Below are 24,502 nucleotides of genomic sequence, written 5' to 3'. Positions count from 1 at the left end.
TCCTCCGTCAGCCCGGCGGGATCAGGAGACACCCCTCAGGAACGGTGGTCCTGGTCGGTCGAGGGGCCGGACCGCCGGTGGGGGTCAGCCGGTGTAGGCGCCGAAGGCCTTGGTGAAGGCCAGCGGGCCCTGTTCGATGGAGCTGCAGGTCGGCTGGGCGGAGTTCGACGCGCCGCCCTCGCAGGCCTTGTCGCGGGTCGCGGACCACATCGACAGCCAGCCCAGGTGCTTGCTCTTGGCGAACTTCACCAGCTGGGTGGCGTCGTCGACCTTGAAGACCTCGGTCTGGACGTCGTTGACACCGATCATCGGGGTCACCGCGACGGTCTTCCAGGCGGCCGCGTCGCTCAGGCCGAGGGCCTTCTTGAGCTGGCCCTGGGTGGCGGTGGCGGCCTGGGTGGCGTAGGTGCCCATGTCGCCGCTGTAGGAGGAGCCGTAGTCCATCGCCATGATGTTGACGGCGGAGATCTTCACACCGTTCTTCTTGGCGTCGGCGACCAGGTTCACGCCGTCCTGGGTGAGGCCCTCGGGCATGACCGGCAGGGTGAAGGAGACGTCCAGGCCCGGGTGGCTCTTCTGGAGGCGCGCGACGGCCTGCGCACGGCGGGTGTTGGCGGCCGTGTCGGGCAGCGCACCGCCCTCGATGTCGAAGTCGACCCGGGTGAGCTTGAACCGGTCGATGACCTTGCCGTACGCGGCGGCCAGCTGGTCGGCCGAGGCGCAGGCGACGCCGAGCTCGGAGCCGTTGGCGCCGCCGAAGGAGACCCGGACGTCGCCGCCGGCCTTGCGCAGTGCGGGTATCTGCTTGGCCACCGGGTCGTTGCCGAGGTCCACCGCGCCGCCCCACTTCGGGGTGCAGCCGCCGCCGGAGGTGATGAAGGCGAGGTTGAAGTTCTTCACGCCGGTCTTCTGGGCGGTGCCGGCCAGGTCGTAGGCGGGGAAGAGGGAGGTGTCGACGTACGGGGCGAAGCCGGCCGCGGCCTTGGTGCTCGGGGTGCGCGGGGCCTTGGTGGCGAGCGCGGAGCCGGCGACGGCGAACGCGCCGCCGGCCGCGACCGCGGCGGCGGTGCCGGTGAGGATCAGCTTGGTGGTGCGGCTCTTGCGCCGGCGGTGTGCGGAGGAACTCATCTCGTCCTGCCTGTCGTCACGTGGGGGGGATGGCTGGGGGGTGCACCGGGGGAAGTCGGTGTGCCCCGCACGCTAGCGACAGCGAAACGGACAAATGCCGGGATCCGTACGGACGTTGGTGGAATTATGGCGGCCTTAAGGAAGCGGAAGGCGGTGGTTAAGACCACCGGCCTATGCCCCGTGACGGGCGTTCAGGAACCGGCGCGGGCGGCCCGCCGGCCGCCGGTGCGCAGCGTGCGGCGCAGCCGGCGGCCGCGGCGGGTGCCGTGCGGGCCGCGGCGGCCGTCCAGGGCCAGCCAGACACGTACCTCGGTGCCGCCCAGGACGGAGCGGCCGATGCGCACGTCGCCGCCGGTGGACTCGGCCAGCCGGCGCACGATGTCCAGGCCCAGCCCGGTGGAGCCTTCCCCTCCGCCGCCGTGGCCGCGGCGCAGCGCCGCCTCGGGGTCGGCGATGCCCGGGCCGGCGTCCGAGACCAGCACGATCACCGCGTCCTCGGCGTGGTGGACGTCGACGGCGAGGGCGGTGCCCTCGGGGGTGTGCCGGAAGACGTTGCCGAGCATCGCGTCGAGCGCGGCGGCGAGGTCGGGGCGGGCGACCGGGACGCGGACCGGGCGGTCGGCGCCGGCGACCCGGGCGGTGCGTCCCTCGTCCTCGGCGAGCGCGGACCAGAAGGCCATCCGCTCGCGGATCACCTCGGCGGCGTCGCAGCCGACCGCGGCCGCCGCCTGCTGGGTGTGCGCCTTCTGCTCGCGGGCGGTGCGGATGATCTGGTCGACCTCGCGCTCCAGTTGGGCGACGGCGGAGCGGGTCTGTTCGGCGGCTTGGGAATCGCCGAGGGAGGCGGCGTTGAGCCGGAGGACGGTGAGCGGGGTGCGCAGCCGGTGCGAGAGGTCGGCGGCCAGTTCGCGTTCGTTGGCGAGCAGTTGGACGACCTGGTCGGCCATGGAGTTGAAGGCGGTGGCCGCGGCCCGCAGTTCCTTGGGGCCGTCCTCCTGGACGCGGACGCCGAGCTGGCCCTGGCCGAGGTCGTGGGCGGCGCCGGCGAGCCGTTCGGCGGGCCGCACCATGCGGGTGCCGAGCCGGTCGGCGACCGCGACCGAGCCGATGACCAGTGCCAGGCCGACGCCGGCCAGCACGGCCCAGGAGGTGGTGACGCCGTTGGTGAGCGCATCGTCCGGGACGAACACCTCGACGACCGCGATGCCGGAGGCCACCGCGGTCGGCTGGAGCAGCGAAGTGCCGCCGGGGACCGGGGAGATGGAGGCGCGGCCGAGCTTGGCGGCGGCGGCCACGTCCGCGGGGGCGGCGCGCCGGGTGCCGATCTCGGCGGGTCTGCCGTTCTTGCCGCTCGCCGGGACGTGGACCCCGATGCGGCCGCCGGCGCCGGTCTCGGCGCTGGCCACGGCCCGTTCCAGCTGGGTGCGGTCGGTGGTGATGGCGAGCACCGGGCCGATCGTGGCGGCCTGCCGCTCGGCGCTTCCGTAGGCGCGGTCGCTGGCCATCTCCTTGACGACGAGTCCGAGGGGCACGGCGAACGCGACCACGACCATCGTGGTGACCGCCAGCGCCACCTTGACCAGGGCCCATCTCACAGCGCGCCGCCCTTCACCGCGGTGGCTCCAGCTTCACGCCGACACCCCGAAGAGTGTGCAGGTAACGGGGTTTGGCCGCGGTTTCGCCCAGTTTGCGGCGCAGCCAGGACAGATGGACGTCGATGGTCTGGTCGTCGCCGTAGGACTGCTGCCAGACCTCGGCGAGCAGTTCCTTGCGGGCGACGACGACGCCGGGCCGGCCGGCGAGGAACGCCAGCAGGTCGAACTCCCGGCGGGTCAGGTCGAGGGGGGCGCCGTCGAGTTCGGCCTGACGGCGCAGCGGGTCGATGGACAGCCCGCCGACCCGTATCACCCGTGAGGGGGGTTCCGCGCCGGCCGCTCCGGCCCGGGAGCGGCGCAGGACGGCCGCCATCCGCGCCGAGAGGTGCTCGACGGAGAACGGTTTGGTGAGGTAGTCGTCGGCGCCGTCGTTCAACAGCCGCACGATGTCGGCCTCGTCGTCCCGGGCTGTGGCGATGATCACGGGGACGTCGGTGATGCCGCGCAGCATCTTCAGCGCCTCGCCGCCGTCCAGATCGGGCAGTCCGAGGTCGAGGATGACCACGTCGAACCCGACCTGCGCCACCTCGCGCAGCGCCTCCAGGGCGGTCCCGACGCTGCGTACCGTATGGGCCGCCTCGGTCAGATGCCGGATGAGGGCCGAGCGTACGAACTGGTCGTCCTCGACCACGAGCACACGTGCCATGGGCGGCACCGTACGCCATCAGGAGGACGTTCCTTACCGGAGGTTGACGCCCAAGCAGTGCGTGCCGTCCGCTCTCGCGGGCTGCGACGGGGGTGTCCGGTGGTGCAGTATGAGCCGGATGCAACGAGGACTGGTTCACGCGGCGGCCTGGACGCTGGCGACCGGCGCCGCGGTCACACTGTCGTGGTTCGGCGTGCACACCGTGCTGTCCGGCACCGCGTACGACGCGCCGCGCGCGCTGCCCCTTTCCGACCAGGTGGCCTCCTCGGAGGCGCAGGCCGACGGCGGCGGGACGCCCCAGGCCTCCTCCACGCACCGCCCCAAGCCGTCCGCCCCGGCGCCCCGGCCGTCCGCCACCGGCCCGTCCGCCGCCCCCTCGCACACCGGTGGCACCCGTGCGAAGCGCCCGCCCACCACGGCGCCGGGCGGCGGCGCCACCTCCGGCGGCCGGATCAGGAGCTACGCCCCCTCCGGCGGCCGGGTGGTCTTCGATCTGGGCGGTTCCTCGGGCGAGTTGGTGTCGGCGACGCCGAACCCGGGCTGGGAGATGCAGGTGTGGAAGCAGCAGGGGTGGATCCGGGTGGACTTCACCGGCGGTGGCGGGCACACCTCGGTGTTCTGCACCTGGAACGGCCATCCGCCGATGGTGCAGATCAGCAACAGCGCGACCTGACGGGCGGCGGCCCGCACGCCCCCGCGGGCCTTCAGGTGAAGGTGCCGGCCGGCGGGGCCGGTGAGGCGACGGCGGTGGCGTCGGTGACCGGTGCCGCGCCGCCGGTGAAGTCGGCCAGCGCCCTGCCGTGTTCGACCCGTCCGGTCTGCGGGTCGGTGGCCGCGCGGCGGGTCAGCTCGGCGACCGGGAGGGCGGTGTCGGCGGCCAGCAGGACGGCGTTGCCGAAGCGCTTGCCGCGCAGTACCGCGGGGTCGGCGATCAGGCAGAGCTCGGGGAAGACCGTGTGGACGGTGGCGATCTGGCCGCGCAGGAACGAAAGCGGCGGGCCGTCGGCGAGGTTGGCCGCGTAGTGGCCGCCGGGCCGCAGCGCACGGCGGACGTCCGCGACGAACTCGGTGCTGGTCAGGTGCGCCGGGGTGCGGGCACCGCGGAAGACGTCGGCGATGACCAGGTCGGCCCAGCCGTCCGGGACCTTCGCCAGGCCCGCGCGGGCATCACCGCCGCGTATCCGTATCCGCCAGGTGCGGTCCCACGGCAGCTGCCGGCGGACGAACTCCACCAGGGGGGTGTCGATCTCCACGGCCTGCTGGGTGGAGCGCGGCCGGGTCGCGGCGACGTAGCGGGCGAGGGTCAGCGCACCGCCCCCGAGGTGGACGACGCGCAGCGGCTGTCCGGGCGGTCCGGCGAGATCGACGACGTGGCCGAGCCGCCGCTGGTACGAGAAGTCCAGGCGCCGCGGGTCGGCGAGGTCCACGTGGGACTGCGGGGCGCCGTCGAGGAGCAGGGTCCAGCCGTGCGGCCGGTCCCGGTCGGGCCGCAGCTCGGCGAGCCCGCCGTCCACCGTCTCGGTGACGGTCTCCACGCCGCCGCGCCCGCGCCTGCTCTTCGCCATGCGCTCAAGTATCGCCGGTGCCCCCGAGGACTCCGACGCAGGTCGGGCGGGGCGGACGGTGGAGAGGATGGAGTGGCGGACCACCCGAGACCGGAGTCAGGGGAGGTCCGCCGACTACGCCACGACCCGGGCCGGTCCGAGGTCCGTACGGACCGGCGGCCGGGTCACCTGTCAGTTACCGATGTTGGCGCACTTGTTCCCGAACGCCGGGTTCAGCAGCGCGGCAATGTTGAGGCTGTTGCCGCAGATGTTGATCGGGATGTTGATCGGCACCTGGACGTTGTTGCCGCTCAGAATGCCCGGGGAGTGCGCGGCGACGCCGTATGCGTTGGCACCGCCGTGGTGGCCGTAGGCGAAGCCGTGGTGGCTGTAGTGGTCGTAGCCACGGTGGTGGTGGCGGTGGTGGCCGTGACGGCCGTTGTGGCCGTTGTGGCCGTCCCCGCTGGCGGATGCGAGCCCTGCACCGCTGACCACCAGCGCGCCGCTGGCCGTGGCCACTGCGGCGGTCTTGATAAACCGCTTCATCCCATTCTCCTTTCAGTTCGCGAATGGGGCACCGGTCACAACGAACGAAATACGTCAGAGATGCGGGCGTCCACCCCTACCGGGGCGGGTTAACCCTATTGGCATAAAGATCGCTCCGCCATTTCAGTGCGGCATTCCGCCGTTCGGGATCGCCGGTTCCGAACCGGGCGTGCCAGCCGCGGTTTCCAACATGATTTCTGTCAGAGTGCTCTCCTGTTTGACTGATAGAAGTCGGAGAGGAAGACATGCGGAAGTCGATGGACCGCACCGCGCGCGGCCTCGTATGCGCGCCGGCGGCATGGGCATTGCCGGCCGCCCTGTCTTCGGCGCCCGCGCCGGCCTCCCCCGGGGAATCCGCACGCATTCCTCTCGCCCAGCGCTTCCGCGTGGCCCGGCGCAGCGGCCGCGCGCGGGCCGCCGACTCCTCGCTCACCTGCGCGGCGCGGCCCCGCGGCGCGGCCCGAGAGCACGCCGCGGCCCAGAAGGACGGCGCCGGGGCCCACGGCCGGCACCGGAGGGCGTACACCGACGTCGGCTCCGGCCCGGACAGCCGTGTGCGGCGCACGGACCTGCGGACGCCGGCGCGTCCCGGCGGCCGGGCAGGCGTGGTGGCCCACGGCGGCGACCGGGGCGGCGGCCCCGGCCGGCTCCCCGTACCGGTCCGCCGGCACCGGCCGTATGCGCTGCACGACTCCGCCGTTCCGGCGAATGACGTGAAGGACTCGACCGTCACCGAATTCTGCCGGGAATCCGCGCGGCGGCCGGCCCCTGGCAATACCCTCGGCCCGGATTCCGGTGCATACGCCCTCCGGCCCGCCCTGCGGTACGGCGGCGACCGGCTCACTTTCCGCTTCTCCGCGCATCGGCCGGGATATCCGCTCGGCACGCTCTTCGTCCAGACCGATACCCGGCGCTGAGCGGCGCGCTGCGGGAATTCCACGGCGAGTTCCGCCGGCAAAGAGTTCTGCCGGCCCGGTGATTCAGGGGAGCGGTGCGTGGCGGCGCAAGAGCTGAGGTCCGGTGAGCGGCCGACGGTCCTCCACGTTTCCCAGCCCGTCGACGGCGGGGTGGCCCGGGTCGTCGCCGACCTGGCCCGTGCCCAGGTCGCCGCCGGCCTGCGGACCGTGGTGGCGGCACCGCCCGGCGGCGCGCTGCTCCGCGACGCCGCGGCGGCGGGCGCCGAGGTGGTCCCCTGGCCGGCCCGCCGCGCCCCGGGCCCGGCGCTGCCCGGCGAGACCGGCCGGCTGGCCCGGCTGGTCCGGCGGCTGTGCCCGGACCTCGTCCACACGCACAGCGCCAAGGCCGGGCTGGCCGCCCGGCTGGCCGTCCGGGGCCGGATCCCCACGGTCCACCAGCCGCACGCCTGGTCCTTCGAGGCGCTCGGCGGGCCCGCGGCGCGGCTGACGGTCGGCTGGGAGCGGTACGCGGCGCGCTGGGCGCACCGGGTGCTGTGCGTGAGCGAGGAGGAGCGGCGGCGCGGGGAAACGGCGGGCGTCCCCGGCCGGTGGGCGGTGGTCCGCAACGGCGTGGACCTGCACCGCTGCTCCCCCGCGTACGACGATCGAGCGGCCCGCCACGCGCTGCGCCGCTCGCTGCCCGCCCTCGCCGGGCTCGCGCCGGACGCCCCGCTGGTGGTGTGCGTGGGGCGGCTGTGCCCGCAGAAGGACCAGCGGACGCTGCTGCGGGCCTGGCCGGCGGTGCGCACCGCCGTCCCGGACGCCGTGCTGGTGCTGATCGGTGACGGCCCCGACCGTGCGCGGCTGCGGGCCGGGGCGCCGGCCGGTGTGCGGTTCGCGGGCGCCGCCGAGGACACCGTCCCCTGGTACCGGGCGGCCGATCTGGCCGTCCTGCCGTCGCGCTGGGAGGGCATGGCGCTGGCCCCGCTGGAGGCGATGGCCTGCGGCCGGCCCGTCGTGGTCACCGACGTCGGCGGCGCCCGGGAGGCCCTGCCGCCGGGTGCGGCACCGCACTGCCTGGTGCCGCCCGGCGACCCCGTCGCGCTCGCGCAGGCGCTGCGCGGACTGCTGACCCGGCCTCCGCTGCGCACCGAGCTCGGCGCCCGCGCCCTGGCGCACACCCGGGCGACCGGTGACGTACGGCGCACCGCGGCCGCGGTCCTGACGCTGTACCGCGAACTGCTCGGGGCGGCCGGCCCGGAGCGCGGGGAGCGGAGCGGACGATGACGACCGAGAGCGCGGACGCGCACCCCTCCGCCCGGGTCCGACCGTCCGCGGCGGCCCGCCCGGCGGCACCCGCCATCCGCCCGCCGCGCGGTCCGCAGTGGCAGCCGCTGCCCCCGCCCCGGTCCGGCCGCGGCCGGCGGCGGAGGGTGGCCTGGCTGGTGGCCGTGGACGCGCTCGCCGTCGTGGCCGCGGCACCGTCGGCCCTGGGCGCCGGCATCCGGCCGGCGGTGCTCGGCGCCCTCGTACCGGCGTTGTTGCTGCTCCACGTCCAGGGCGGGCTCTACCGCCCCGGTCCGGCCCCGGACGTGCTCCAGGAACTGCCCGCGCTGCTCGGCCGGGCCCTGGTGTGCTGGTGCGGCGCGGCCGGACTGCTCGCCGCCGTCGCGCCCGGGCAGGCGCTGCCGCTCGCCACGCTGGCGGTCACGGTGGGCACGCACTCCCTCCTGGTGTGCGGCGGCCGGTCCATGGTCTACCGAGCCCGCCGCAACCTGGGCCGCCGCCGGCCGCGCGCCGCCCTGATCGTCGGCCCCGATCCGGCCGCCCGGCAGCTGGCCGCCGCGCTGCTGGCCCACCCCGAGTACGGCATGCGCCCGGTCGGGCTGGTCCCGCCGGCCCCGGTGGTGCCCGGCCCGGCCGAGGTGCCCACGGGCGGTGCGGCCCGTGCGCTGCCCCGGCTGACCTCCTTCCAGGACATCACCCGGTCGGTCATCAGCAACACCGTCCGGGACGCGGTGTTCACCGTGCCGCCGTACGGCGATCCGCACACCGCCGCGCTGCTGCGCCGCTTCGTCGACCAGGGCTCGGCAATCTGGCTGGCCGGCGCCGCTGCGGGCCGGGAGGGCCGGCCGCCGGAACCGGGCACCGACCACCTGTGGGGGTTCGCCTGCCGCCCGCTGGACACCACCCCGCCGCGGCCCGGCGGCTGGCGGAAGCGGGCCCTGGACCTGGTCCTCGCCGGGCCGGTGCTGCTGGCCGCGGCCCCGCTGCTGCTGGGCTGTGCGCTGGCGGTACGGCTCGCCGACGGGCCCGGCGTGCTCTTCCGCCAGGAGCGCATCGGCCGCGGCGGACGCCCCTTCACCCTGCTGAAGTTCCGTACCCTGCGCCCGGACGCCGACCACGACGCGGCGACCAGCTGGACGGTGCCGGACGACGACGGCCGGACGAGCCGGGTCGGCCGGCTGCTGCGGCGCACCGCGCTGGACGAGCTGCCGCAGCTGTGGAACGTGCTGCGCGGCGACATGAGCCTGGTCGGGCCGCGCCCGGAACGCCCCTTCTTCGTGGCGCGGTTCGGCCGGCAGTACCCCGAGTACGCGGCCCGGCACCGGATGCCCCCCGGGATGACCGGGCTCGCGCAGGTGCACGGGCTGCGCGGCGACACCTCCATCGAGGACCGGGCCCGCTTCGACAACCTCTACATCGACAGCTGGTCGCCGGGGCAGGACCTGCGGATCCTGCTGCGCACCGCCGGCGCGCTGCTGCGGCGGGGACGCGGATGAGCGCGGGTGCGGCGGCTTCCGTCCCGGCCGGGCCGTGGTGCGCCGCGGACCGGGCCCGGGCACTGGCCCGGCACGGCGCGCCGCTGCTGCCCGCGCTGGCGACGGTCCTGCTGCTGTGCGCCCCCGCCGACGCCGCCGAGGCCACCGCCGCCGGCACCGTCACCCCGGCCGACGCCGCCTCCGCGGTGCTGGTGGTCGTCTGCGGCCTGCGGCTGCTGCGGCACCGCCCCCGGCCGCTGGGCCGGACCGCCGCACTGGTCCTGGGTGCGCCGGTGGCCGCGCTCGCGCTGGCCACCGTCACCTCCGCCGACCCGGCCGCGAGCCTGCCCGGTCTCGTCCGCCATCTGCAGATCTTCGTCCTCGTGCCGGGCGCGCTGCTGCTGACGCTGCGGGACGCCCGGGACTTCCGGGTGCTGGCCGGTGCCCTGGTGCTGCTCGCCCTGGTGCAGGGCGCGATCGGCGTGCACCAGTACCTGACCGCGACCGGTGCCTCTTATATGGGGCGCGAGGTGCGGGCCGTCGGCACCTTCGGGCCGCTGGACGTCACGGGGATGGCCACCGCCGTCGGTTACGGCCTGACGGCGGCGCTCGCCCTGGGCCTGGCGCCCGGCCCCGGGGCGCCGCGCTGGCAGCGGCCGGCCGCCCTGACCTGCGCGGCGGTGCTGACCGTGCCGCTCGCGGTGTCGTTCGGCCGGGGCGCGTGGATCGCCACCGCGGTGGCCGGCGCGGCCGTCGTGCTGGGGGCCGGCGCCCGGATCGCCGTCCCGGCGCTGGCCGTGCCGGCCGCCGTGGCGGTGGTGCTGGCCGGCGGGGCCGGGGCGGGTTCCGATCTGCTCGGCGAACGGCTCGCCAGCATCGGCGCGGTCTCCGACGCCCCCGACCGCTCGGTCACCGACCGCTACGCGCTCTGGGCCGCCGCGGCCGGCACCTGGCGCGACCACCCGCTGACCGGCGCCGGGCTCAAGCAGTTCCCCGCCGAGCGGGACGGCCACGCCCCGCTCGGCCTGTCGTCGGGCGGCGACACGGCGGGCGCCGGGGTCGCCTTCCGCCGCGAGCCGCTGCTCTCGCCGCACAACATGTATCTGCTGGCGCTCGCCGAGCAGGGCCTGATCGGGGCGAGCGTGCTGGTGGGCGGCTGGGCGGTGCTGCTGGTGTGCGGGGTGCGGCGGCTGGGCGCGGCCCGGCGCGCCCGGCGGGCCACGGACTGCGGCCTGGTCGCGACCGGGCTGCTGATCTGGCAGGCCGTCGACTTCCTCTCCGCCGACATCGGCGGCCCGTCGACGGTGCTGACCGCGGTGGCGCTGGGCCTGGTCGGCCGGTGGGCACTGGCGCCCGGCCGGTGGCCGGTGCCGGGCGGCGGGACGGCGGCGCGGTGACCGGGGCCCCCGCCGACGTACGCCGGGGCGGTGCCCCGGCCGGGCCCGGTGCGCCCGGGGCGCCCGCCCCGCTCGGCCGCTTCCTGGCGAGGGCCGCCGCGCTCACCGCCGGACTGACCGCCGCCGGTGCACTGTGCGGTCTGCTGCGCGACCAGACCCTGGCCCGGCTGTTCGGCGCGGGCGGCGCCACCGACGCGTTCCTGGTGGCCTGGACGGTGCCGGAGCTGGCGGCCACGCTGCTGATCGAGGACGCCATGGCGCTGCTGCTGGTGCCCGCGTTCAGCCGGGCGCTGGCCGCACGGGGCACGGACCCCGGGCTGCGACAGCGCGGCCTTGACCCGGTACGGGCCCTGCTCGGCGCCACCCTCCCCCGGCTGTCCGCCGCGCTGGCCTGCGGGTCCGCGCTGCTCGCGGCCGGCGCCCCGCTGCTCGTGCGGCTGCTGGCGCCGGGGCTCGCCGATCCGGCCACGGCGGTCGACTGCACCCGGCTGACCGCGCTGACCGTCCTCACCTTCGGCGTCGCCGGCTACCTCAGCGCCGCGCTGCGCGCCCACCGCAGCTTCGCCGCGCCCGCCGCGATCTACGTGGCGTACAACCTCGCCGTCATCGGCACGATGCTGGCGCTGCACGCGCACTGGGGAGTGCGGGCCGCCGCGGCCGGGGTCGCGCTCGGCGGGGCACTGATGGTGGCCGTCCAACTCCCGGCATGGGTACGGGTGTTGCCGCCGCGGCGGCGGGGCCGGCCGGCCGCCCGGGCGACGGTGGCGCTGCCGGTGGCCGGGCTGCTGGCGCCGGTCGTCTGTTTCGCCGCCGGCCGGCAGGCACAGGTGCTCATCGAGCGGTTCCTCGCCTCCGCCCTGCCGGCCGGCGCCATCTCGCACCTCAACTACGCCCAGAAGGTCGCGCAGCTGCCGATGGTGCTGTCGCTGATGGTCTGCACCGTCACCTTCCCGGTCGTGGCCCGGGCGGTCGCCGACGGGGAGGCCGACCGGGCCGGGCGCCGGGTCGCCAGGGACCTGTCGCTGGCGGGGCTGGTGGTGCTGCCGGGCGCCGCGTACGTGGCCGCCTGCGCCCCGCAGATCATCGGCGTCCTCTTCGAACGCGGGGCGTTCACCGCCGCCGACACCGCCGCGACCGCCGCCGTGATGCGGGTGTACGCGCTCGGGCTGCTCGGCCACTGCCTGGCCGGGGCGCTGATCCGGCCGTTCTTCGCGGCCGGGCGGCCCACCTGGTACCCGGCCGGTGCGATGGCCGCAGGGCTGCTGGTCACCGCCGGGGCCGGGCTGCCCGCGGTCCGCTGGTGGGGCGCGCCCGGCCTCGCGGCCGCCAACGCCGCGGGCATCACCACCACTGCCGTCCTGCTGCTGCACGGACTCGGCACCCGGGCCGTCGCCGTCCCGGTGCGCGAGATCGCCGCCGGGCTGGGCCGGCTGGCCGTCGCCGCGGCCGCGGCGGTCGCGGTGGGCGGCCCGCTCGCCGCGCTGCCCGCCGACCCGCTGCTCGGCGCGGCGGCCGGTGCGCTGCTGGTGCCGGCCGTGTTCGCCGGCGCCGCCCTCGCCGTTCGGGCCCCCGAGGTCCGGCATCTGCTCGTCGTCGTCAAAGGAAAGCTCGCCCATGCCTGAACCGCCGCCGCAGCGCACCCCCGCCCCGCCGCCCCCCGGCCGCACCGCCGCCCGCCGCGGCGGCCCGCCCTGGATCCTGCTGTACCACTCGGTCACCGACACCGCCGGCCGGGCGGACGACCCGTACCGGATCACCGTCTCCCCCGGCCTGCTGGACCGTCAGCTGCGCTGGCTGCGCGACCGCGGGCTGCGCGGGGTGGCGGTCGGCGAGCTGCTGCGCGCCCGGGCCGCCGGGCGCGGCGCCGGCCTGGTCGGGCTGACCTTCGACGACGGCTACGCCGACGTCCTCACCCACGCGCTTCCGCTGCTGCGCCGCCACGACTGCACCGCCACGGTGTTCGTACTGCCCGGCCGGGCCGGCGGGCTCAACTCCTGGGACCCGAAGGGCCCGCGCAAACCGCTGCTGACCGAGGACGGGATCCGCGCGGTCGCCGCCGCCGGGATGGAGGTCGGCTCGCACGGGCTGCTGCACCAGGACCTGACCACCGCCGACCCGGTCACCCGGGAGCGGGAGACCGCGGTCAGCCGCACCCGCCTCGCCGAGCTCACCGGCCGCGCCCCGGAAGGCTTCTGCTACCCGTACGGCGGGGTCGACGCCCGGGCCGTCGCGGCGGTGCGCACGGCCGGCTACGGCTACGCCTGCGCCCTCGACCCCGGCCCGCTCACCGGCCGGCACGCCCTGCCCCGGGTGCACATCGGCGCCGCCGACACCCCCTGGCGGCTCTCCCTCAAGCGGGCCCTGCACCCGCTGCGCCGCCGCCCCCTGCCCCCCGACGAGACCCCGTTCCCCGGGCCCGCGACGCAGTCCGGGCTCGGCCATCCGCAATCCCCGGCCGCTACCGCTACTTCTGGAGGCCCCCGGTGAAAGTCCTGCACGTCATCACCGGCCTCGACGTGGGCGGCGCCGAGCAGCAGCTGCGGCTGATGCTGCGCCGGCTGCCCGCCGCGTGCGAGGTCGTCACCCTGACCGACCCCGGCCCGGTCGCCGCCGGCATCGAGGCCGACGGCACCCCCGTCACCCACCTCGGCATGACCGGCAACCGCGATCTGACCGCCGTACCCCGGCTGGCCCGGCTGATCCGCGCCGGCGGCCACGACCTGGTCCACACCCACCTCTACCGGGCCTGCGTCTACGGCCGGATCGCCGCCCGGCTGGCCGGGGTCCGGGCGGTGGTCGCCACCGAGCACTCCCTCGGCGACGCGGTCATCGAGGGCCGCCGGCTCACCCGCGGCGTGCGCACGCTGTACCGGGCCACCGAGCGGCTGGGCTCGGCGACGGTCGCGGTCTCGGACACCGTCGCCGCCCGCCTGCGCCGCTGGGGCGTACCCGGCGAGCGCATCCACGTCGTCCCCAACGGCATCGAGGCGCACCGCTTCTCCTTCGATCCGGCCGCCCGGGCGCTGGTCCGCACCCGCCTCGGGCTGCCGGTGGACGCGTTCGTGGTCGGCGGGGTGGGCCGGCTGGTGCCCGGCAAGCGGTTCGACGTCCTGGTCCGGGCGGTGACCCAACTCCCGGGCGTACACCTGCTGCTGGCCGGCGAGGGGCCGGAGCGGGAGATGCTGCGGCGGATGGCCGAGCAGTTCGGCTCCGGTGACCGGATCCACCTCCTGGGCGCCCGGGACGGGGCGTTCGGCGCGCTGGCCGCGGGCCGGGCCGACGCCTGGGCCCGCACCGGCGGCGCCGCCGCACCGCCCGAGGCCGGGCCGGACATCCCCGGGCTGCTCTCCGCCATCGACGTCTTCGTCTCCCCCTCCCCCGAGGAGGCGTTCGGCCTGGCCGTCCTGGAGGCACTGGCGTCCGGGCTGCACGTCCTGTACGGCAGCTGCCCGGCGGTCGACGAACTGCCCGAGGACCAGGCCCCCGGCGCCCGCCGCTTCAGCCCCGGCGTCCACGAACTCGCCACCGCGCTGAGGGAGTTGAGGCGGCAGGGGCCCGGCCGGCTGCCGGTCCCGCCGGTGGTGCGCCGCTACGACATCGCCCGCAGCGCCGAGGCCCTGATGTCCGTGTACGAGGAGGCCCTGGCCACCGCCGCGGCACGGTGGCGCGCCGCCGCACCGGCACCGGCCGCGGCGGGTCACCCCTCCGGGGTGGTCTCCCTGCCGGACCCGTCCCCGGCACCCGCCCCGTCCACGCTCACCAACCGGTAGGCGGCGCCGTGCACGGGACCGTGAACCAAGCCCCCGCCGGCCGGCCGCGGAGCGCGCCGCGCCGGCTGCGGGCCCGGTTGCGCCGGCTGCCCCGCTGGTGGCCGGTACCGCTGTGCGCCCTGCTCGGCGCGGCCGGCGGCGCGGTCTACCAGGAGGTCGAACCGCCGCGGTACGCCGCGACCGGTTACGTCGTCGTGGTGCCCGGCAAGGGCACCGACCCGGCCGCCGCCCTCGGCTTCGCCCAGGCGTACGGCCGGATCGCCACCAGCGGCGCGGTGCTGGCCGACGCGCACCGGGACTCCGGTCTGCCGCTCGGCGCGCTGCGCGGCGGCATCCGGGCGGCGACCTCGCCGGACGCCCCGATGATCGAAATCACCGGCACCGCGCACACCCCGGCCGCCTCCGCCGGCCTCGCCGACGCGGTGACCCGCTCGCTGGCCAGGACCGGCAACCGCACCGCCCCCCGCACCGGCGCCCACCTGCTGGTCCTGGCCCGCGCCTCGGCCCCGGACGGCCCGGTCTCGCCGTCCGCACCGCTGTCGGCCGCGGTGGGCGGCTCGGCGGGCGGACTGCTGGGCGGGCTGGTGCTGCTGGTCCGGCCGCGCGACCGGCGCCCCGCCGTACGGGCCGGCGGACCGGTCCCGGCCCCGGCGCACGCCGCGGTCGAGGCGGGCGCCGTACCGGCCGCCGAGGACGCCGTGCGATGACCACGACGCTCTGCCGCGACCCGGCCGCCTTCGCCGCGCTGGCCGCGGACTGGCGGGCGCTGCACCGCCGTTGCCGGGCGGCCACCCCGTTCCAGAGCCACTCCTGGCTGCACTCGTGGTGGCTGTCGTACGGGACGCCGGGGCGGCTGCGGATCGTGCTGGTGCACCGCGGCGGGCGGCTGGTGGCGGCGGCGCCGCTGATGCTGGCCTACCGTCCGCTGCCCGTGATGGTGCCGCTCGGCGGCTCCCTCTCGGACTTCTCCGACGTCCTGCTGGACGATTCCTGCCCCGGCCCGGCGGCCGCGGAACTCGCCGCCGGGGTGCACCGGGCGGCCCGCGGCGCACTGGTGGACCTGCGCGAGGTGCGGCCGGGCGCCGCCGCCGAGCACCTGTACGCGGCCTGGCCGGGCCCGCGCCGCCGGCTCGACGACTCGGTCACCCTCGAACTGCCCGGGGTGCCGATGGACGACCTGCTGGGCCGGCTGACCGGCCCCCGGGCCCGCCGGGTCCGCGCCAAGCTCCGCAAGCTCGACGCGCTGGGCATCGAGGAACGCATCGTCCCGGCCGGCGACGTGCCCTCCTCGGTGCGCACCATGCTGCGGCTGCACGGCCTGCAGTGGCAGGGCCGGGGCGTGACCCCGGAACACCTGCGGCCCCGGTTCGCCGCCCATCTGGCGCGCGCCACCCGGGAGATGGTCGGCAGCGGCGACGCCGTACTGACCGAGTACCGGCTGGACGGCCGGGTGATGGCCGCCGACCTCCTTCTCCTCTCCGCCGACCTGGCCGGCGGCTACCTCTACGGCGCCGACCCCGAACTCCGCGACCGGAAGGTCGACATCACCGCGATGCTGATGCGCCACGACGCACGTCACGTGGCGGACACCGGCCGCGGCGCGCTGAGCCTGCTGCGCGGCACCGAGCCGTACAAACTGCACTGGCGGCCGGTGCCGGTGACCAATCAGCGGCTGCTGCTGGCCCGGCGCGGGCAGGCGCCCGCCCTCGGGCTGTACGCGGCGCAGATCACCGGCCGGGCGAGGGCCGCCGGACTGGCCCGCGAGCGGCTGTCCGCGCTGCGCGGCCGGCGGACCCGGCGGGGCGCCGTCCGCGCGAGGGGTGCCGGCCGGCCATGACCTCCCCGAACCGCCGCTCGGCCGCCGGGCCGCGCCGGGACCGTCGGCGTCCCGGCGGTCCCGGCCGCGTCCGGCACGCCGTACAGCACCTGCCGGTACGCCTCTGCGGCGCGCGGGTTGTCCCGGCACTGCCACACGCCGTGCGGGCAGTAGTCGGTGATCGTCTGGTAGAGCGGCGGGTGCCGCGCCATCCAGTCCAGCATGCGGGTCACGAAGACGGGGTTGTCGCCGTTGCGGAACAGGCCCCATTCCGGGTACGAGATCTGCTTGCGGTGCGCGGCCGCGAAGTCCACCTGGGCCTGCAGTCCGTACGGTTCGCGGACCATCGCGTCGAAGGTCTCCCCGGCCGGCTGGTCGTAGGAGTCCATGCCGATGACGTCCACGACGTCGTCGCCCGGGTAACACAGGGTCCAGCCGATCGCGTCCCGCCCCCGGCTCGGCGCGAAGTCGAACCGGAACCGCTGCCCCGGCACCGACCGCATCACCCCCACGATCCGCCGCCAGTACGCCTTCCACGCCCCGGGGTCGGGCGCACAGCGGTGGGTGTAGGTGATGCCGTTCATCTCCCACCCCAGGGTGATCACCGTGTCCGGCAACCCGGTGCCGACCAGGCGCCGGGCGAGGGTGCGGAAGTGCCCGTCGAAGCCGCCCGCCGCGGCCGTGCCGAGCAGCCGGCGCACCTCGGCGTCCGGCAGCCGCGCCTCGTCGGGCGCCGTCATCGGCACGTTCAGCACGAACAGCCGGCCGGGCGCCCCGTGCCGCCAGACCGCCCACGGCCACAGGAACGCCGGGTCGCCCTCGATGTCCGACCAGTTGTTGCCGGGCAGGTAGGTGTGGCCCACCCGGACGTCGGTGCCGCCGAGCCACTGCCGGAGCGCCGTCATCCGCCGTACGCCCTGTGCGTCGGAACCGAGGAACGCCCCCAGCGGCATCGGAGGCGGGGCCGGCGGGTCGGTCGCGGACACCACAGGGACGGCGGCCAGCAGGCACGTCAGCAGCGCCCCGGCCGCGGTGGCTGCCGCCCTCCACCGGATGCGCTGGGACATGGTGCCTCCGGTGGCTCCTCCGCGGACCTCCGCGGTCCGGTGCGCTGACACATGACGGCCGTTCGGGACGCGTCCCGGACGGCACCAAGGAGATAGCCCGGACACCGCGCCGGAACGCATTCCGCTAGCCCATTGGCGCCCCTCGGTCCCCTACACGGCCCATCGAAGACCAGCGAAGTCACCGAAGGTCCAGCAAAGTCCAACGAAGGCCCAGCGAAGGGCCAGCGAAGCGAAGGACTCCGCGCCATGCCCCCGGCGCCGCCCCACAGCCCCGAGACACCGCACCGCACGGTTCCGCACCGCACCGCACGGTTCCGCCCCGCACAGCAGTGCACGCCCGACGACGACCGACGACGACCGACAGCCGACGACCGACAGCCGACGACCAGCAACCGGAAAGAACAGGAAGACACCCATGTACGACCTCGTGGTGGTGGGCGCCGGCCCCTACGGACTCTCGATCGCCGCACACGCGGGGGCGGCCGGACTGCGGCTGCGGGTCCTGGGCCGGCCGATGGCCTCGTGGCGCGACCACATGCCCGCCGGCCTGTTCCTCAAGTCCGAGCCCTGGGCCTCCAGCCTCTCCTCCCCCACCGGTGGCCACACCCTGGCCGACTACTGCGCCGCCCACGACCTGACCGCCGAGCACGGCGTCCCGCTGCCCCTCGACACCTTCACCGCGTACGGCAGATGGTTCGCCGCACGGGCCGTACCGCAGATCGACGAGACCACCGTCACCGCGGTCCGCCCGGACGGCGACGCCGGCTTCCAGGTGGCGACCGACACCGGCGAGCTGATCGCGGCCCGCACCGTCGTCCTCGCCGTCGGCCTGCCGCCGTTCGCCCACCGTCCCTGGCCGCTGCTCGACCTCCCCGCCGACCTCGCCTCGCACAGCACCGACCACCGGGACCTGTCCCGCTTCACCGGCCGGCACGTCACCGTCATCGGCTCCGGCCAGAGCGCCCTGGAGACCGCGACCCTGCTCGCCGAACAAGGCGCCCGCACCCACGTCGTCGCCCGTGCCGACCGGCTGCGCTGGCACACCCCGCCGCGGCCCCTCGACCGCGGCCGGCTGCGCGCCCTGCGCGCCCCGCACAGCGCCCTCGGCACCGGCTGGCCGAACTGGGCGTGGTCCCAACTCCCGTGGGCGGTACGCCGGTTGCCGTTGACGGCCCGGGTACGGATCGGCGAGACCGCGCTGGGCCCGGCCGGCGCCTGGTGGCTGCGCGAGCGCTTCGAATCCGCCGTACCACTCCTCCTCCACCACCGGGTCCGGGCCGCGGTCCCGCACGGCGACGGCGTGCGGCTCCATCTCACCCATACGGAGGGGAGTACCGAAACCCTCGACACCCACCATGTGGTGGCCGCCACCGGCTTCACCCCTGACCTGGGGCGGCTGCGGCTGCTCCACCCCCGGGTGCGCACCACCCTGCGGACGGCCGGCGGCAGCCGCGCCCCCGAACTGAGCGCCTGGTTCGAGTCCTCCTGGCCCGGTCTGTTCTTCGCCGGGCTGCTGACCGCGCCGACCTTCGGCCCGTCGATGCGCTTCGTCCACGGCGCGGCCTTCACCGCGGCACGGGTGGTCCGCGGCGTCCGGCGCAGGCTCGGCGACCGGCAGGCGAGCACCGCCACCATCCCCCGCCCGGCCGGAGCCACCGCCCCGGCCGCCCCCGCGGCCGGCCCGGTCCCGGACGCCCCGGCCGACGAGCCCGCCGTCTAGGCAGGCCCGCCCACCCGGCCCACCCCATCGACACCTCGCACATCGGCACGCAGACACGTACGTACGCAGGCACCTCGGCACGCAGACACGTACGTACGCACGTAGGCACCTCGGCACCTCGGCACGCCGAAGGGGCCGCCCGGCAACCGGGCGGCCCCTGTCCGTCGCTCATCCCTGGTGCCCCAGGGGGGTCACTGGCAGCGGTCGACCGCCGCGATCGTCCGTGCCGCCTCCCCGAGCGCCGCCCGCAGCACGACCGGATCCGTTGCGGCCGCCCCCGCACCCTCCGGCGGCACCAGCCAGCCGGTCCCGCTCACCGGCGGCTCGGCCGACACACCGTCACCGCCCGCGGCGCCGAGCACGATCCCCCGGCCATAGGTCTGGGTGCAGGCGCTGCCCGGCACGTCCCAGCCCGCGGCCGTGCCCGCCGGTACGAGGAAGCCGAGGGTGTCGCAGGCCCCGTCGTGCAGCACCGGGCCCACGCCGTCCCGCAGCCGCAGGATGTCCACGGCCTCCAGCCCCTGCCGGGCGGGCACCGTCACGAGGTCACAGGGCTGCACGAGGTCGCAGGGCTGCACCGGAACGGCGGGCGCCCCGCCCGGCACGACCTGCCTCCGCCGGCCGCCGGCCCGGCCCGCGGACCCGTTGCCGCCCCTGCTCACGCCGGTCTCCCACACGGAAAACCCCTCCTCCTGCAGCCGCAGTCCCTTTACACCGCATTCAACGGCCAGGCGTGTCAACAGCTACGGCGGCGTAACGCTGCAAAGGATGGCAGTTCATGGCAGATCACGCGTGAGATATCCGGTTTGTAGCCAAACTGTGCGTATATCCGCCATCACAGCCGGTACGGTCGTCCCGCCGCACCGCCAGGAGGCGGCAATCGCCACACAGATGGCACGGAGAGGGCACGGAGAGGGTCCGCCATGGCGTCGCCACCAGCACGATCAGCGTCGTCCCGTACCGTACCCGCCCGTCCGAACACCGCCTTCCGACAGCTGCGCGGCCGGCTGTCCCCGGGCGAGTTCGCGGCGGCGGTCCGACGGTCCGCCCGTGAGATCGGTGAGCAGGTCTCGTGCGACGCCCGCTATGTGGGGCGCGTCGAGTCCGGGGAGATCCGGTGTCCGAACTACGCCTACGAACGGGTGTTCCGGCACATGTTCCCCGGGCTGTCGCTGCCCGACATGGGCTTCGCGCCGCGCGAGGCGGTACGCGGACGGGGGGCGCGTACGGCGGCGGTCAGCGCCGCGCCCCTGGCAACCGACCCCGACCACCGCGATACCCGTATCCAGATCTGCGAGGAGAGCGACGTGCTGCGTCGCGCGTTCATCACCGGCGGCCCGGCGGCAGCCCTGGGCTTCGCCGCCCTGCTCCCCATCGAGGCCGCTGCCGCCGCCGCATCCGACCGGGTGCCCCCGCCGCGCCCACCGGCCGGCGGCCGCGCCGGTGCGGCCGAGGCCACCGCCGTCGAACAGGCCGTCCGGCACATCCGGCTGCTGGACGACCGGCACGGCGCGGAGGGCATCTACCACCGCGCCACCCAGCCGCTGCGCGCCGCCTACGACCTGCTGGAGGCCGATGTCCGGCACCGTTCGGTCGCCGACCGGCTGCACACCGGCGCCGGTGAACTCGCCATCAGCGTCGGCTGGCTGGCCCACGACTCCGGCCGCTTCGACGACGCCCGCTCGCACTACGCCGAGGCGCTGGCCACCGCCCGGGTCTGCGGTGACGCCGCCCTGGAGGCGCACGCGTTCTGCAACACCGCCTTCCTCGCCCGCGACGCCGGCCGCCCGCGCGAGGCGGTGCGCGCCGCACAGGCCGGACAGCAGGCCGCCAAGCACCTCGCCTCGCCGCGGCTGCTGTCCCTGCTGGCGCTGCGCGAGGCGGGCGGCTGGGCGGGGCTGGCCGATCGTTCCGGCTGCGAGCAGGCACTGGCCCGGGCCGAGCGGCTGTTCGCCGCCGGGCCGCGGGACGGCGACCCCGAGTGGATGACGTTCTACGGCGAGGCCGAACTGGCGGGCCTCACGGCGCAGTGCTGGTCGGCCCTCGGCGACGCCGGCCGCGCCGCCGAGCACGCGCACCGCGCGGTGGCCCTCCAGGACCCGCACTTCACCCGCAACATCGCGCTGTTCACCGCCGAACTGGCCGCCGACCTCGCCGCCGACGGCGCCCCCGAGGAGGCCGCCGCGGCCGGCCTGCGCGTCCTGGCCCTCCTCGACCGGGTCCGCTCCGCCCGCATCCGCACCCTCCTCCTCACCACCGCCCACACCCTCCGCCCCCACCACGCCCTCCCCCCTGTCGCCGACTTCCTGTCGCGGCACGACTCCCTCCCCCGGCACGCCGCGGCGGGGGCGGGGGCGGGTGATGCGGGTGATGCGGTGCGGGCGGAGGGCGCGGCGGGGTAACGGGCGGAGGGATCGCTCGGCCCCGGCGGCACCGGGTCGTCGTGGCCGGCACCCACACTCCGCCGGGGGCGGTCCCGGCGGCCGGGGGCGGGCTTCGGACGGCCGGGGCGGGCTTCGGACGGCCGGAGCCCGTCAGCCCGGATGGCCCGTGTCGGCCGGAGCCCGTCAGCCCAGATGGCCCGTGTCGTTCCAGCGCTCGATCGCCGGTTCCCCGTAGGCCCAGCCGAGCACCGACAGGGACGTCGGCTCCAGCCGGATGCGGGCGCCGAACGAGATGTCCAGGCCCAGCCAGCGGGCCCCGAGGGCGCGCAGGATGTGCCCGTGCGCGAAGACCAGCACGTCCCGGTCGGCCGACCGCGCCCAGTCGACGACCTCGTCCGCCCGTGCGGAGACCTCGGCCAGCGTCTCGCCCTCGGGCACGCCGTCCCGCCAGATCAGCCACCCCGGCCGGCCCGCCTTGATCTGCGCGGGCGTCAGCCCCTCGTACGCGCCGTAGTCGAACTCCATCAGCGCGTCCCACTCCTGCGCCCGGGCACCGAAACCGGCCAGCTCGCAGGTCTCCTTCGCGCGCACCAGGGGGCTCGTACGGACCTCGACGTCCGGCAGGCCGTCCCAGGGGGCGTGGTGCAGCCGCTCCCCGAGGAGCTTCGCGCCGCGCCGGCCCTCGTCCAGCAGCGGGATGTCCGTACGGCCGGTGTGCCTGCCGGAAACGGACCATTCGGTCTTCCCGTGCCGGGCCAGGATTATGCGCGCTGCCATGGGTCGCACCTTTCGCCGATCGCTCGGCCACTCACTCATCATCTTTCGGCGCGGGCGGCATTGACCGCGGGCTTTCCATCATCGCCTACGGGGGCGTTTTGTCCGAACCCACCCCCGCCCCTGCGACAGGCCCGTCAGACCGATCAGCGGGTGGCACCCCGTGGCCACAGCACCCGCACGGGAGTCCCCGTCCGGTGGGCGTGGGCGACGACGTCCGCCGTGCCCCCGTAACCCCGCGCAGGCTGTCCGTCCCAGACGGCCAGCAGCTCGTCGGCCAGTCCCACCAGTGCCTCGCTGCCCGCCATGTGCGCGGCGGCATCGGAGGTGACGAGGCCGGTTTCGTGGACACCGGCCGCACGGCGCATCAGGTCGTCGTAGACGGGGTGATGCCACCCGGGCAGTCCCGCACGGTAGCCCGTGGCCGGTACGACCACCTCCAGTTGCCCCCCGTGCTCCAACGCAGCCTCCGCGAACCAGGCGTCCGGGCCGTCCGCGATGCACGAGACCGCAACCAGCTCCACCGGGTCGTACGCGCTCACCGCCTCGGCGAGGAGCGCCCTCACCTGCTGCTCGACCTCCGCACTGAGCCCGCGGTGCCCGGTGATCCCCACCCGCATCCGCTGCCCTCCTACAGGTAGACGCCGTGCAGGCGCTCATCGAAGTCCCGCACCACCTTGGGTGGCGCGGACGAGGTGACGCACCGGCGCACGGCGCGCGCCCGCTCCACGATCCGGCCGGAACGGTACTGGAGGCCGGTGTCCAGCGCTCGGGAGGCCAGCGTGAACGCGGCCTCGATCCGTCCACCGGCGAGATGGCCCGCGGCGATGTCGAGCACCAACAGGGCCTGCTGTTTCGCGTGCCCGGTGGCCAGCGCTCCGGCTTCCTCGGACACCGCCCATCGGGGAAGGCCGAGCCTGGCGCCACAGGTGATGCGGCACGCGCCCACTTTCACCGGGCCGAACGCGAACACCCATGGCCACGGGGGCGGTTCCTCCGGTAGCGCTTCGGCCGCCGCCCGGCTCACGGTCAGGGCCTTGTCGGCGTTCCGCCGGTCACCTCCCGCCGCATGGGCGAGGGCTTCGATCGAAGACAGCCACGCATCGGCCACGGCCGGACACCTTCCCCCGAGGGCCCGCCGCGCCCGCCTGGTGAGGTTCAGGGCCTGGACCGCATTCCCGGCATGCGCCTCGAACTGGGCCAGGCTGCCGGCCTGGTAGGCGACCAGGAGCGGGTCACCGGACGCGCGGGCGGCCTTGACGGCCGAGCCGTACCAGGTACGGGCGCTGCCCGAGTCACCACACATCGTCACCGTCCAACTGTCCTTGTGGGCGACCGTCCGCAAGGCCCACCAACGTCGGCGGAATCCCGAGCTGCGCGGACGCCGCCGCCAGGACGCCCGTGCTGTATGCCCTCGTGCCGCGCTTCTCCAGACGGGACACGGCGGACTGCGACAGCCCCAGCAACTCACCCAGTTGCTTCTGCGTCATGCGTCGTTCGGTCCGGGCCAGCTCGATGACCCGCCCGTAGTCCCCGGCCCTGGATGCGTCACGGACCGGTCCCGTCTGCCCCTTCACGGCACGCCCCTCACCCTACGAGTCCTTGCGGCTTCGACTGCCCACCGGTGCCCGCTCAGCGCATATCCGCATGCGGGAGCCGCATGCGGGAGCCGCATGCGTGATGGTGCCACAACACCGAGTAACCGTTGACTGTCGATCAACGCCAACTGGGCGTGCGCCCCCGAATTCGGGACCCGCGGCAATCCATCCTGCTCATAACGGCGGGAATGGGCCGCCACGCCTTCCGCCCCTGGCCAAGACGAGGCACACATGACCACAAGCACCGCACAGCCCCTCGGGCTGGGGCACTGGTCGCACCCGCTGCTCGGCCGCCGGGTCGTCGACCGCTCGCACGACAACCGCATCGGCATCCTCCGGGCCATCGCCCCCGACCCGAAGGAGAGCGGTCCCGGACCGCGGCTCTGCGTCCCGGAGGGGCCGCCGGTCGCATGGCTGGTACCGGAGGGCGGCGGCCTGGAATGGACGACGGACCCGGGCGCGATTGAGGCGGTGCGATGAGCGCGGGGGCGTCGCGGCGGCCACAGGTCGGCGACGAGGTCGTGTACGGCGGTGGACGTCGCGCTCTGGTGACCGACATCCGCAAGGGCCGCGTATGGCTTCGCGCGCACGGGCGCCGGGAGTGGGAGGTCCCCGCTGGTGTCACGCTGACCGTGGTGCGAACGCGGATCGAGCGCATCGCAGAGGGTGATCTGTGGTGAGCACCACACCCGGTCGTCTTCCATGACCTGACGGCGCGCCGGCGGCAAGCCCGGATGCCCGTGCCCGATGTCAGTGGCGGATGCGAGACTTCGGCAGGTGAACGTTTTCCGCGACAGTC

22 protein-coding genes and 2 pseudogenes are annotated in these 24,502 nt (G+C 75.8%); 13 read left to right on the top strand and 11 right to left on the bottom strand.

The window, feature by feature from the left end; all coding sequences use genetic code 11:
• Window positions 1-84: 84 nt before the first annotated feature.
• From AB0G35_RS13860 to AB0G35_RS13850, 3 genes and pseudogenes are all read right to left on the bottom strand, one after another.
• Window positions 85-987 (bottom strand): annotated as a pseudogene (locus AB0G35_RS13860) (chitinase); the annotation flags it as partial.
• Window positions 988-1,319: 332 nt separating this feature from the next.
• Window positions 1,320-2,723, bottom strand: coding sequence for a HAMP domain-containing sensor histidine kinase (locus AB0G35_RS13855; protein WP_360948115.1), 1,404 nt, complete (start codon window positions 2,721-2,723; stop codon window positions 1,320-1,322).
• 13 nt (window positions 2,724-2,736) lie between these two features.
• Entirely contained in the window at window positions 2,737-3,429 is a 693-nt protein-coding gene (locus tag AB0G35_RS13850; RefSeq protein ID WP_360948113.1) for a response regulator transcription factor, read from the bottom strand.
• A gap of 118 nt (window positions 3,430-3,547) precedes the next feature.
• Here AB0G35_RS13850 and AB0G35_RS13845 point away from each other — a divergent pair, with 118 nt between their 5' ends.
• Window positions 3,548-4,102 carry a hypothetical protein gene (locus AB0G35_RS13845; RefSeq protein ID WP_360948111.1) on the top strand — a complete coding sequence of 185 codons (555 nt, stop codon included), beginning with the start codon at window positions 3,548-3,550 and terminating at the stop codon, window positions 4,100-4,102.
• Between the two features lie 31 nt (window positions 4,103-4,133).
• Here the strand turns inward: AB0G35_RS13845 and AB0G35_RS13840 are convergent, their stop codons facing one another.
• Window positions 4,134-4,994, bottom strand: coding sequence for a fused MFS/spermidine synthase (locus tag AB0G35_RS13840; protein WP_360948109.1), 861 nt, complete (start codon window positions 4,992-4,994; stop codon window positions 4,134-4,136).
• 171 nt (window positions 4,995-5,165) lie between these two features.
• Window positions 5,166-5,519, bottom strand: coding sequence for a chaplin (locus AB0G35_RS13835; protein WP_360948107.1), 354 nt, complete (start codon window positions 5,517-5,519; stop codon window positions 5,166-5,168).
• 245 nt (window positions 5,520-5,764) lie between these two features.
• On the opposite strand from AB0G35_RS13835, the gene AB0G35_RS13830 reads away from it, so the two are divergent.
• The 9 genes and pseudogenes from AB0G35_RS13830 to AB0G35_RS13790 all read left to right on the top strand — a co-directional run.
• Window positions 5,765-6,436 carry a hypothetical protein gene (locus AB0G35_RS13830; RefSeq protein ID WP_360948105.1) on the top strand — a complete coding sequence of 224 codons (672 nt, stop codon included), beginning with the start codon at window positions 5,765-5,767 and terminating at the stop codon, window positions 6,434-6,436.
• A gap of 78 nt (window positions 6,437-6,514) precedes the next feature.
• Complete coding sequence (locus AB0G35_RS13825; protein WP_360948103.1) at window positions 6,515-7,702, top strand: glycosyltransferase; 1,188 nt, start codon at window positions 6,515-6,517, stop codon at window positions 7,700-7,702.
• Window positions 7,699-9,198, top strand: a complete 1,500-nt coding sequence (locus AB0G35_RS13820) for an exopolysaccharide biosynthesis polyprenyl glycosylphosphotransferase (RefSeq protein ID WP_360948101.1) — start codon at window positions 7,699-7,701, stop codon at window positions 9,196-9,198. Before AB0G35_RS13825 ends, AB0G35_RS13820 begins: the two co-directional genes overlap by 4 nt.
• Window positions 9,195-10,574, top strand: a complete 1,380-nt coding sequence (locus AB0G35_RS13815) for an O-antigen ligase family protein (RefSeq protein WP_360948099.1) — start codon at window positions 9,195-9,197, stop codon at window positions 10,572-10,574. The genes AB0G35_RS13820 and AB0G35_RS13815 overlap by 4 nt, the downstream gene beginning before the upstream one ends.
• Window positions 10,517-12,196, top strand: coding sequence for a lipid II flippase MurJ (locus tag AB0G35_RS13810; protein WP_360948097.1), 1,680 nt, complete (start codon window positions 10,517-10,519; stop codon window positions 12,194-12,196). The genes AB0G35_RS13815 and AB0G35_RS13810 overlap by 58 nt, the downstream gene beginning before the upstream one ends.
• Window positions 12,189-13,061 (top strand): polysaccharide deacetylase family protein, encoded by an 873-nt coding sequence (locus AB0G35_RS13805; RefSeq protein ID WP_360948095.1) that lies wholly within the window; start codon window positions 12,189-12,191, stop codon window positions 13,059-13,061. Before AB0G35_RS13810 ends, AB0G35_RS13805 begins: the two co-directional genes overlap by 8 nt.
• Entirely contained in the window at window positions 13,058-14,344 is a 1,287-nt protein-coding gene (locus AB0G35_RS13800; protein WP_360948093.1) for a glycosyltransferase, read from the top strand. Before AB0G35_RS13805 ends, AB0G35_RS13800 begins: the two co-directional genes overlap by 4 nt.
• 20 nt (window positions 14,345-14,364) lie before the next feature.
• On the top strand, window positions 14,365-15,051 hold the full coding sequence (locus tag AB0G35_RS13795; RefSeq protein ID WP_360948091.1) for a lipopolysaccharide biosynthesis protein: 687 nt from the start codon (window positions 14,365-14,367) through the stop codon (window positions 15,049-15,051).
• Window positions 15,048-16,094 (top strand): annotated as a pseudogene (locus AB0G35_RS13790) (GNAT family N-acetyltransferase); the annotation flags it as partial. The gene AB0G35_RS13795 and the pseudogene AB0G35_RS13790, both read left to right, overlap by 4 nt.
• Here the strand turns inward: AB0G35_RS13790 and AB0G35_RS13785 are convergent.
• Window positions 16,010-17,113 carry a glycosyl hydrolase gene (locus AB0G35_RS13785; RefSeq protein ID WP_360948244.1) on the bottom strand — a complete coding sequence of 368 codons (1,104 nt, stop codon included), beginning with the start codon at window positions 17,111-17,113 and terminating at the stop codon, window positions 16,010-16,012. The pseudogene AB0G35_RS13790 and the gene AB0G35_RS13785 overlap by 85 nt on opposite strands.
• Before the next feature lie 529 nt (window positions 17,114-17,642).
• Here AB0G35_RS13785 and AB0G35_RS13780 point away from each other — a divergent pair.
• Window positions 17,643-18,947, top strand: coding sequence for an NAD(P)-binding domain-containing protein (locus tag AB0G35_RS13780; RefSeq protein ID WP_360948089.1), 1,305 nt, complete (start codon window positions 17,643-17,645; stop codon window positions 18,945-18,947).
• 191 nt (window positions 18,948-19,138) lie between these two features.
• Here the strand turns inward: AB0G35_RS13780 and AB0G35_RS13775 are convergent, their stop codons facing one another.
• The gene (locus AB0G35_RS13775) at window positions 19,139-19,624 is read right to left on the bottom strand and encodes a hypothetical protein (RefSeq protein ID WP_360948087.1); all 486 of its coding nucleotides are present in this window, start codon (window positions 19,622-19,624) and stop codon (window positions 19,139-19,141) included.
• 246 nt (window positions 19,625-19,870) lie between these two features.
• Here AB0G35_RS13775 and AB0G35_RS13770 point away from each other — a divergent pair, with 246 nt between their 5' ends.
• Complete coding sequence (locus AB0G35_RS13770) at window positions 19,871-21,349, top strand: tetratricopeptide repeat protein (protein WP_360948085.1); 1,479 nt, start codon at window positions 19,871-19,873, stop codon at window positions 21,347-21,349.
• A 165-nt stretch (window positions 21,350-21,514) separates the two neighbouring features.
• On the opposite strand, the gene AB0G35_RS13765 is transcribed toward AB0G35_RS13770, so the two are convergent.
• From AB0G35_RS13765 to AB0G35_RS13750, 4 genes are all read right to left on the bottom strand, one after another.
• Complete coding sequence (locus AB0G35_RS13765; protein ID WP_360948083.1) at window positions 21,515-22,108, bottom strand: histidine phosphatase family protein; 594 nt, start codon at window positions 22,106-22,108, stop codon at window positions 21,515-21,517.
• Between the two features lie 143 nt (window positions 22,109-22,251).
• A complete protein-coding gene (locus tag AB0G35_RS13760; protein WP_360948081.1) occupies window positions 22,252-22,725 on the bottom strand; it encodes a hypothetical protein in 474 nt (157 codons plus the stop codon).
• Window positions 22,726-22,736: 11 nt separating this feature from the next.
• Window positions 22,737-23,411 (bottom strand): DNA-binding protein, encoded by a 675-nt coding sequence (locus tag AB0G35_RS13755; RefSeq protein WP_360948242.1) that lies wholly within the window; start codon window positions 23,409-23,411, stop codon window positions 22,737-22,739.
• The gene (locus tag AB0G35_RS13750) at window positions 23,401-23,682 is read right to left on the bottom strand and encodes a helix-turn-helix transcriptional regulator (RefSeq protein ID WP_360948079.1); all 282 of its coding nucleotides are present in this window, start codon (window positions 23,680-23,682) and stop codon (window positions 23,401-23,403) included. Before AB0G35_RS13750 ends, AB0G35_RS13755 begins: the two co-directional genes overlap by 11 nt.
• Before the next feature lie 252 nt (window positions 23,683-23,934).
• Between AB0G35_RS13750 and AB0G35_RS13745 the strand changes: the two genes are divergently transcribed.
• Window positions 23,935-24,183: a hypothetical protein gene (locus AB0G35_RS13745; protein WP_360948077.1), complete on the top strand. Its 249-nt coding sequence runs from the start codon at window positions 23,935-23,937 to the stop codon at window positions 24,181-24,183.
• Window positions 24,184-24,502 lie beyond the last annotated feature (319 nt).

The organism is Streptomyces sp. NPDC021749 (genome assembly GCF_040640655.1).
In the GTDB taxonomy this organism is placed as follows: domain Bacteria; phylum Actinomycetota; class Actinomycetes; order Streptomycetales; family Streptomycetaceae; genus Streptomyces.
Note: the sequence above shows the minus strand (reverse complement) of the source record. Positions and strands in the feature narration are given on the sequence as shown.

Excerpts from the sequence above, each read along its gene's own strand:
- AB0G35_RS13850 (WP_360948113.1), bottom strand. The coding sequence starts at position 3,429 with ATGGCACGTGTGCTCGTGGTCGAGGACGACCAGTTCGTACGCTCGGCC.
- AB0G35_RS13845 (WP_360948111.1), top strand. The coding sequence starts at position 3,548 with ATGCAACGAGGACTGGTTCACGCGGCGGCCTGGACGCTGGCGACCGGC.
- AB0G35_RS13840 (WP_360948109.1), bottom strand. The coding sequence starts at position 4,994 with ATGGCGAAGAGCAGGCGCGGGCGCGGCGGCGTGGAGACCGTCACCGAG.
- AB0G35_RS13835 (WP_360948107.1), bottom strand. The coding sequence starts at position 5,519 with ATGAAGCGGTTTATCAAGACCGCCGCAGTGGCCACGGCCAGCGGCGCG.
- AB0G35_RS13830 (WP_360948105.1), top strand. The coding sequence starts at position 5,765 with ATGCGGAAGTCGATGGACCGCACCGCGCGCGGCCTCGTATGCGCGCCG.
- AB0G35_RS13820 (WP_360948101.1), top strand. The coding sequence starts at position 7,699 with ATGACGACCGAGAGCGCGGACGCGCACCCCTCCGCCCGGGTCCGACCG.
- AB0G35_RS13815 (WP_360948099.1), top strand. The coding sequence starts at position 9,195 with ATGAGCGCGGGTGCGGCGGCTTCCGTCCCGGCCGGGCCGTGGTGCGCC.
- AB0G35_RS13805 (WP_360948095.1), top strand. The coding sequence starts at position 12,189 with ATGCCTGAACCGCCGCCGCAGCGCACCCCCGCCCCGCCGCCCCCCGGC.
- AB0G35_RS13785 (WP_360948244.1), bottom strand. The coding sequence starts at position 17,113 with ATGCCGCTGGGGGCGTTCCTCGGTTCCGACGCACAGGGCGTACGGCGG.
- AB0G35_RS13780 (WP_360948089.1), top strand. The coding sequence starts at position 17,643 with ATGTACGACCTCGTGGTGGTGGGCGCCGGCCCCTACGGACTCTCGATC.
- AB0G35_RS13770 (WP_360948085.1), top strand. The coding sequence starts at position 19,871 with ATGGCGTCGCCACCAGCACGATCAGCGTCGTCCCGTACCGTACCCGCC.
- AB0G35_RS13765 (WP_360948083.1), bottom strand. The coding sequence starts at position 22,108 with ATGGCAGCGCGCATAATCCTGGCCCGGCACGGGAAGACCGAATGGTCC.
- AB0G35_RS13760 (WP_360948081.1), bottom strand. The coding sequence starts at position 22,725 with ATGCGGGTGGGGATCACCGGGCACCGCGGGCTCAGTGCGGAGGTCGAG.
- AB0G35_RS13755 (WP_360948242.1), bottom strand. The coding sequence starts at position 23,411 with ATGTGTGGTGACTCGGGCAGCGCCCGTACCTGGTACGGCTCGGCCGTC.
- AB0G35_RS13745 (WP_360948077.1), top strand. The coding sequence starts at position 23,935 with ATGACCACAAGCACCGCACAGCCCCTCGGGCTGGGGCACTGGTCGCAC.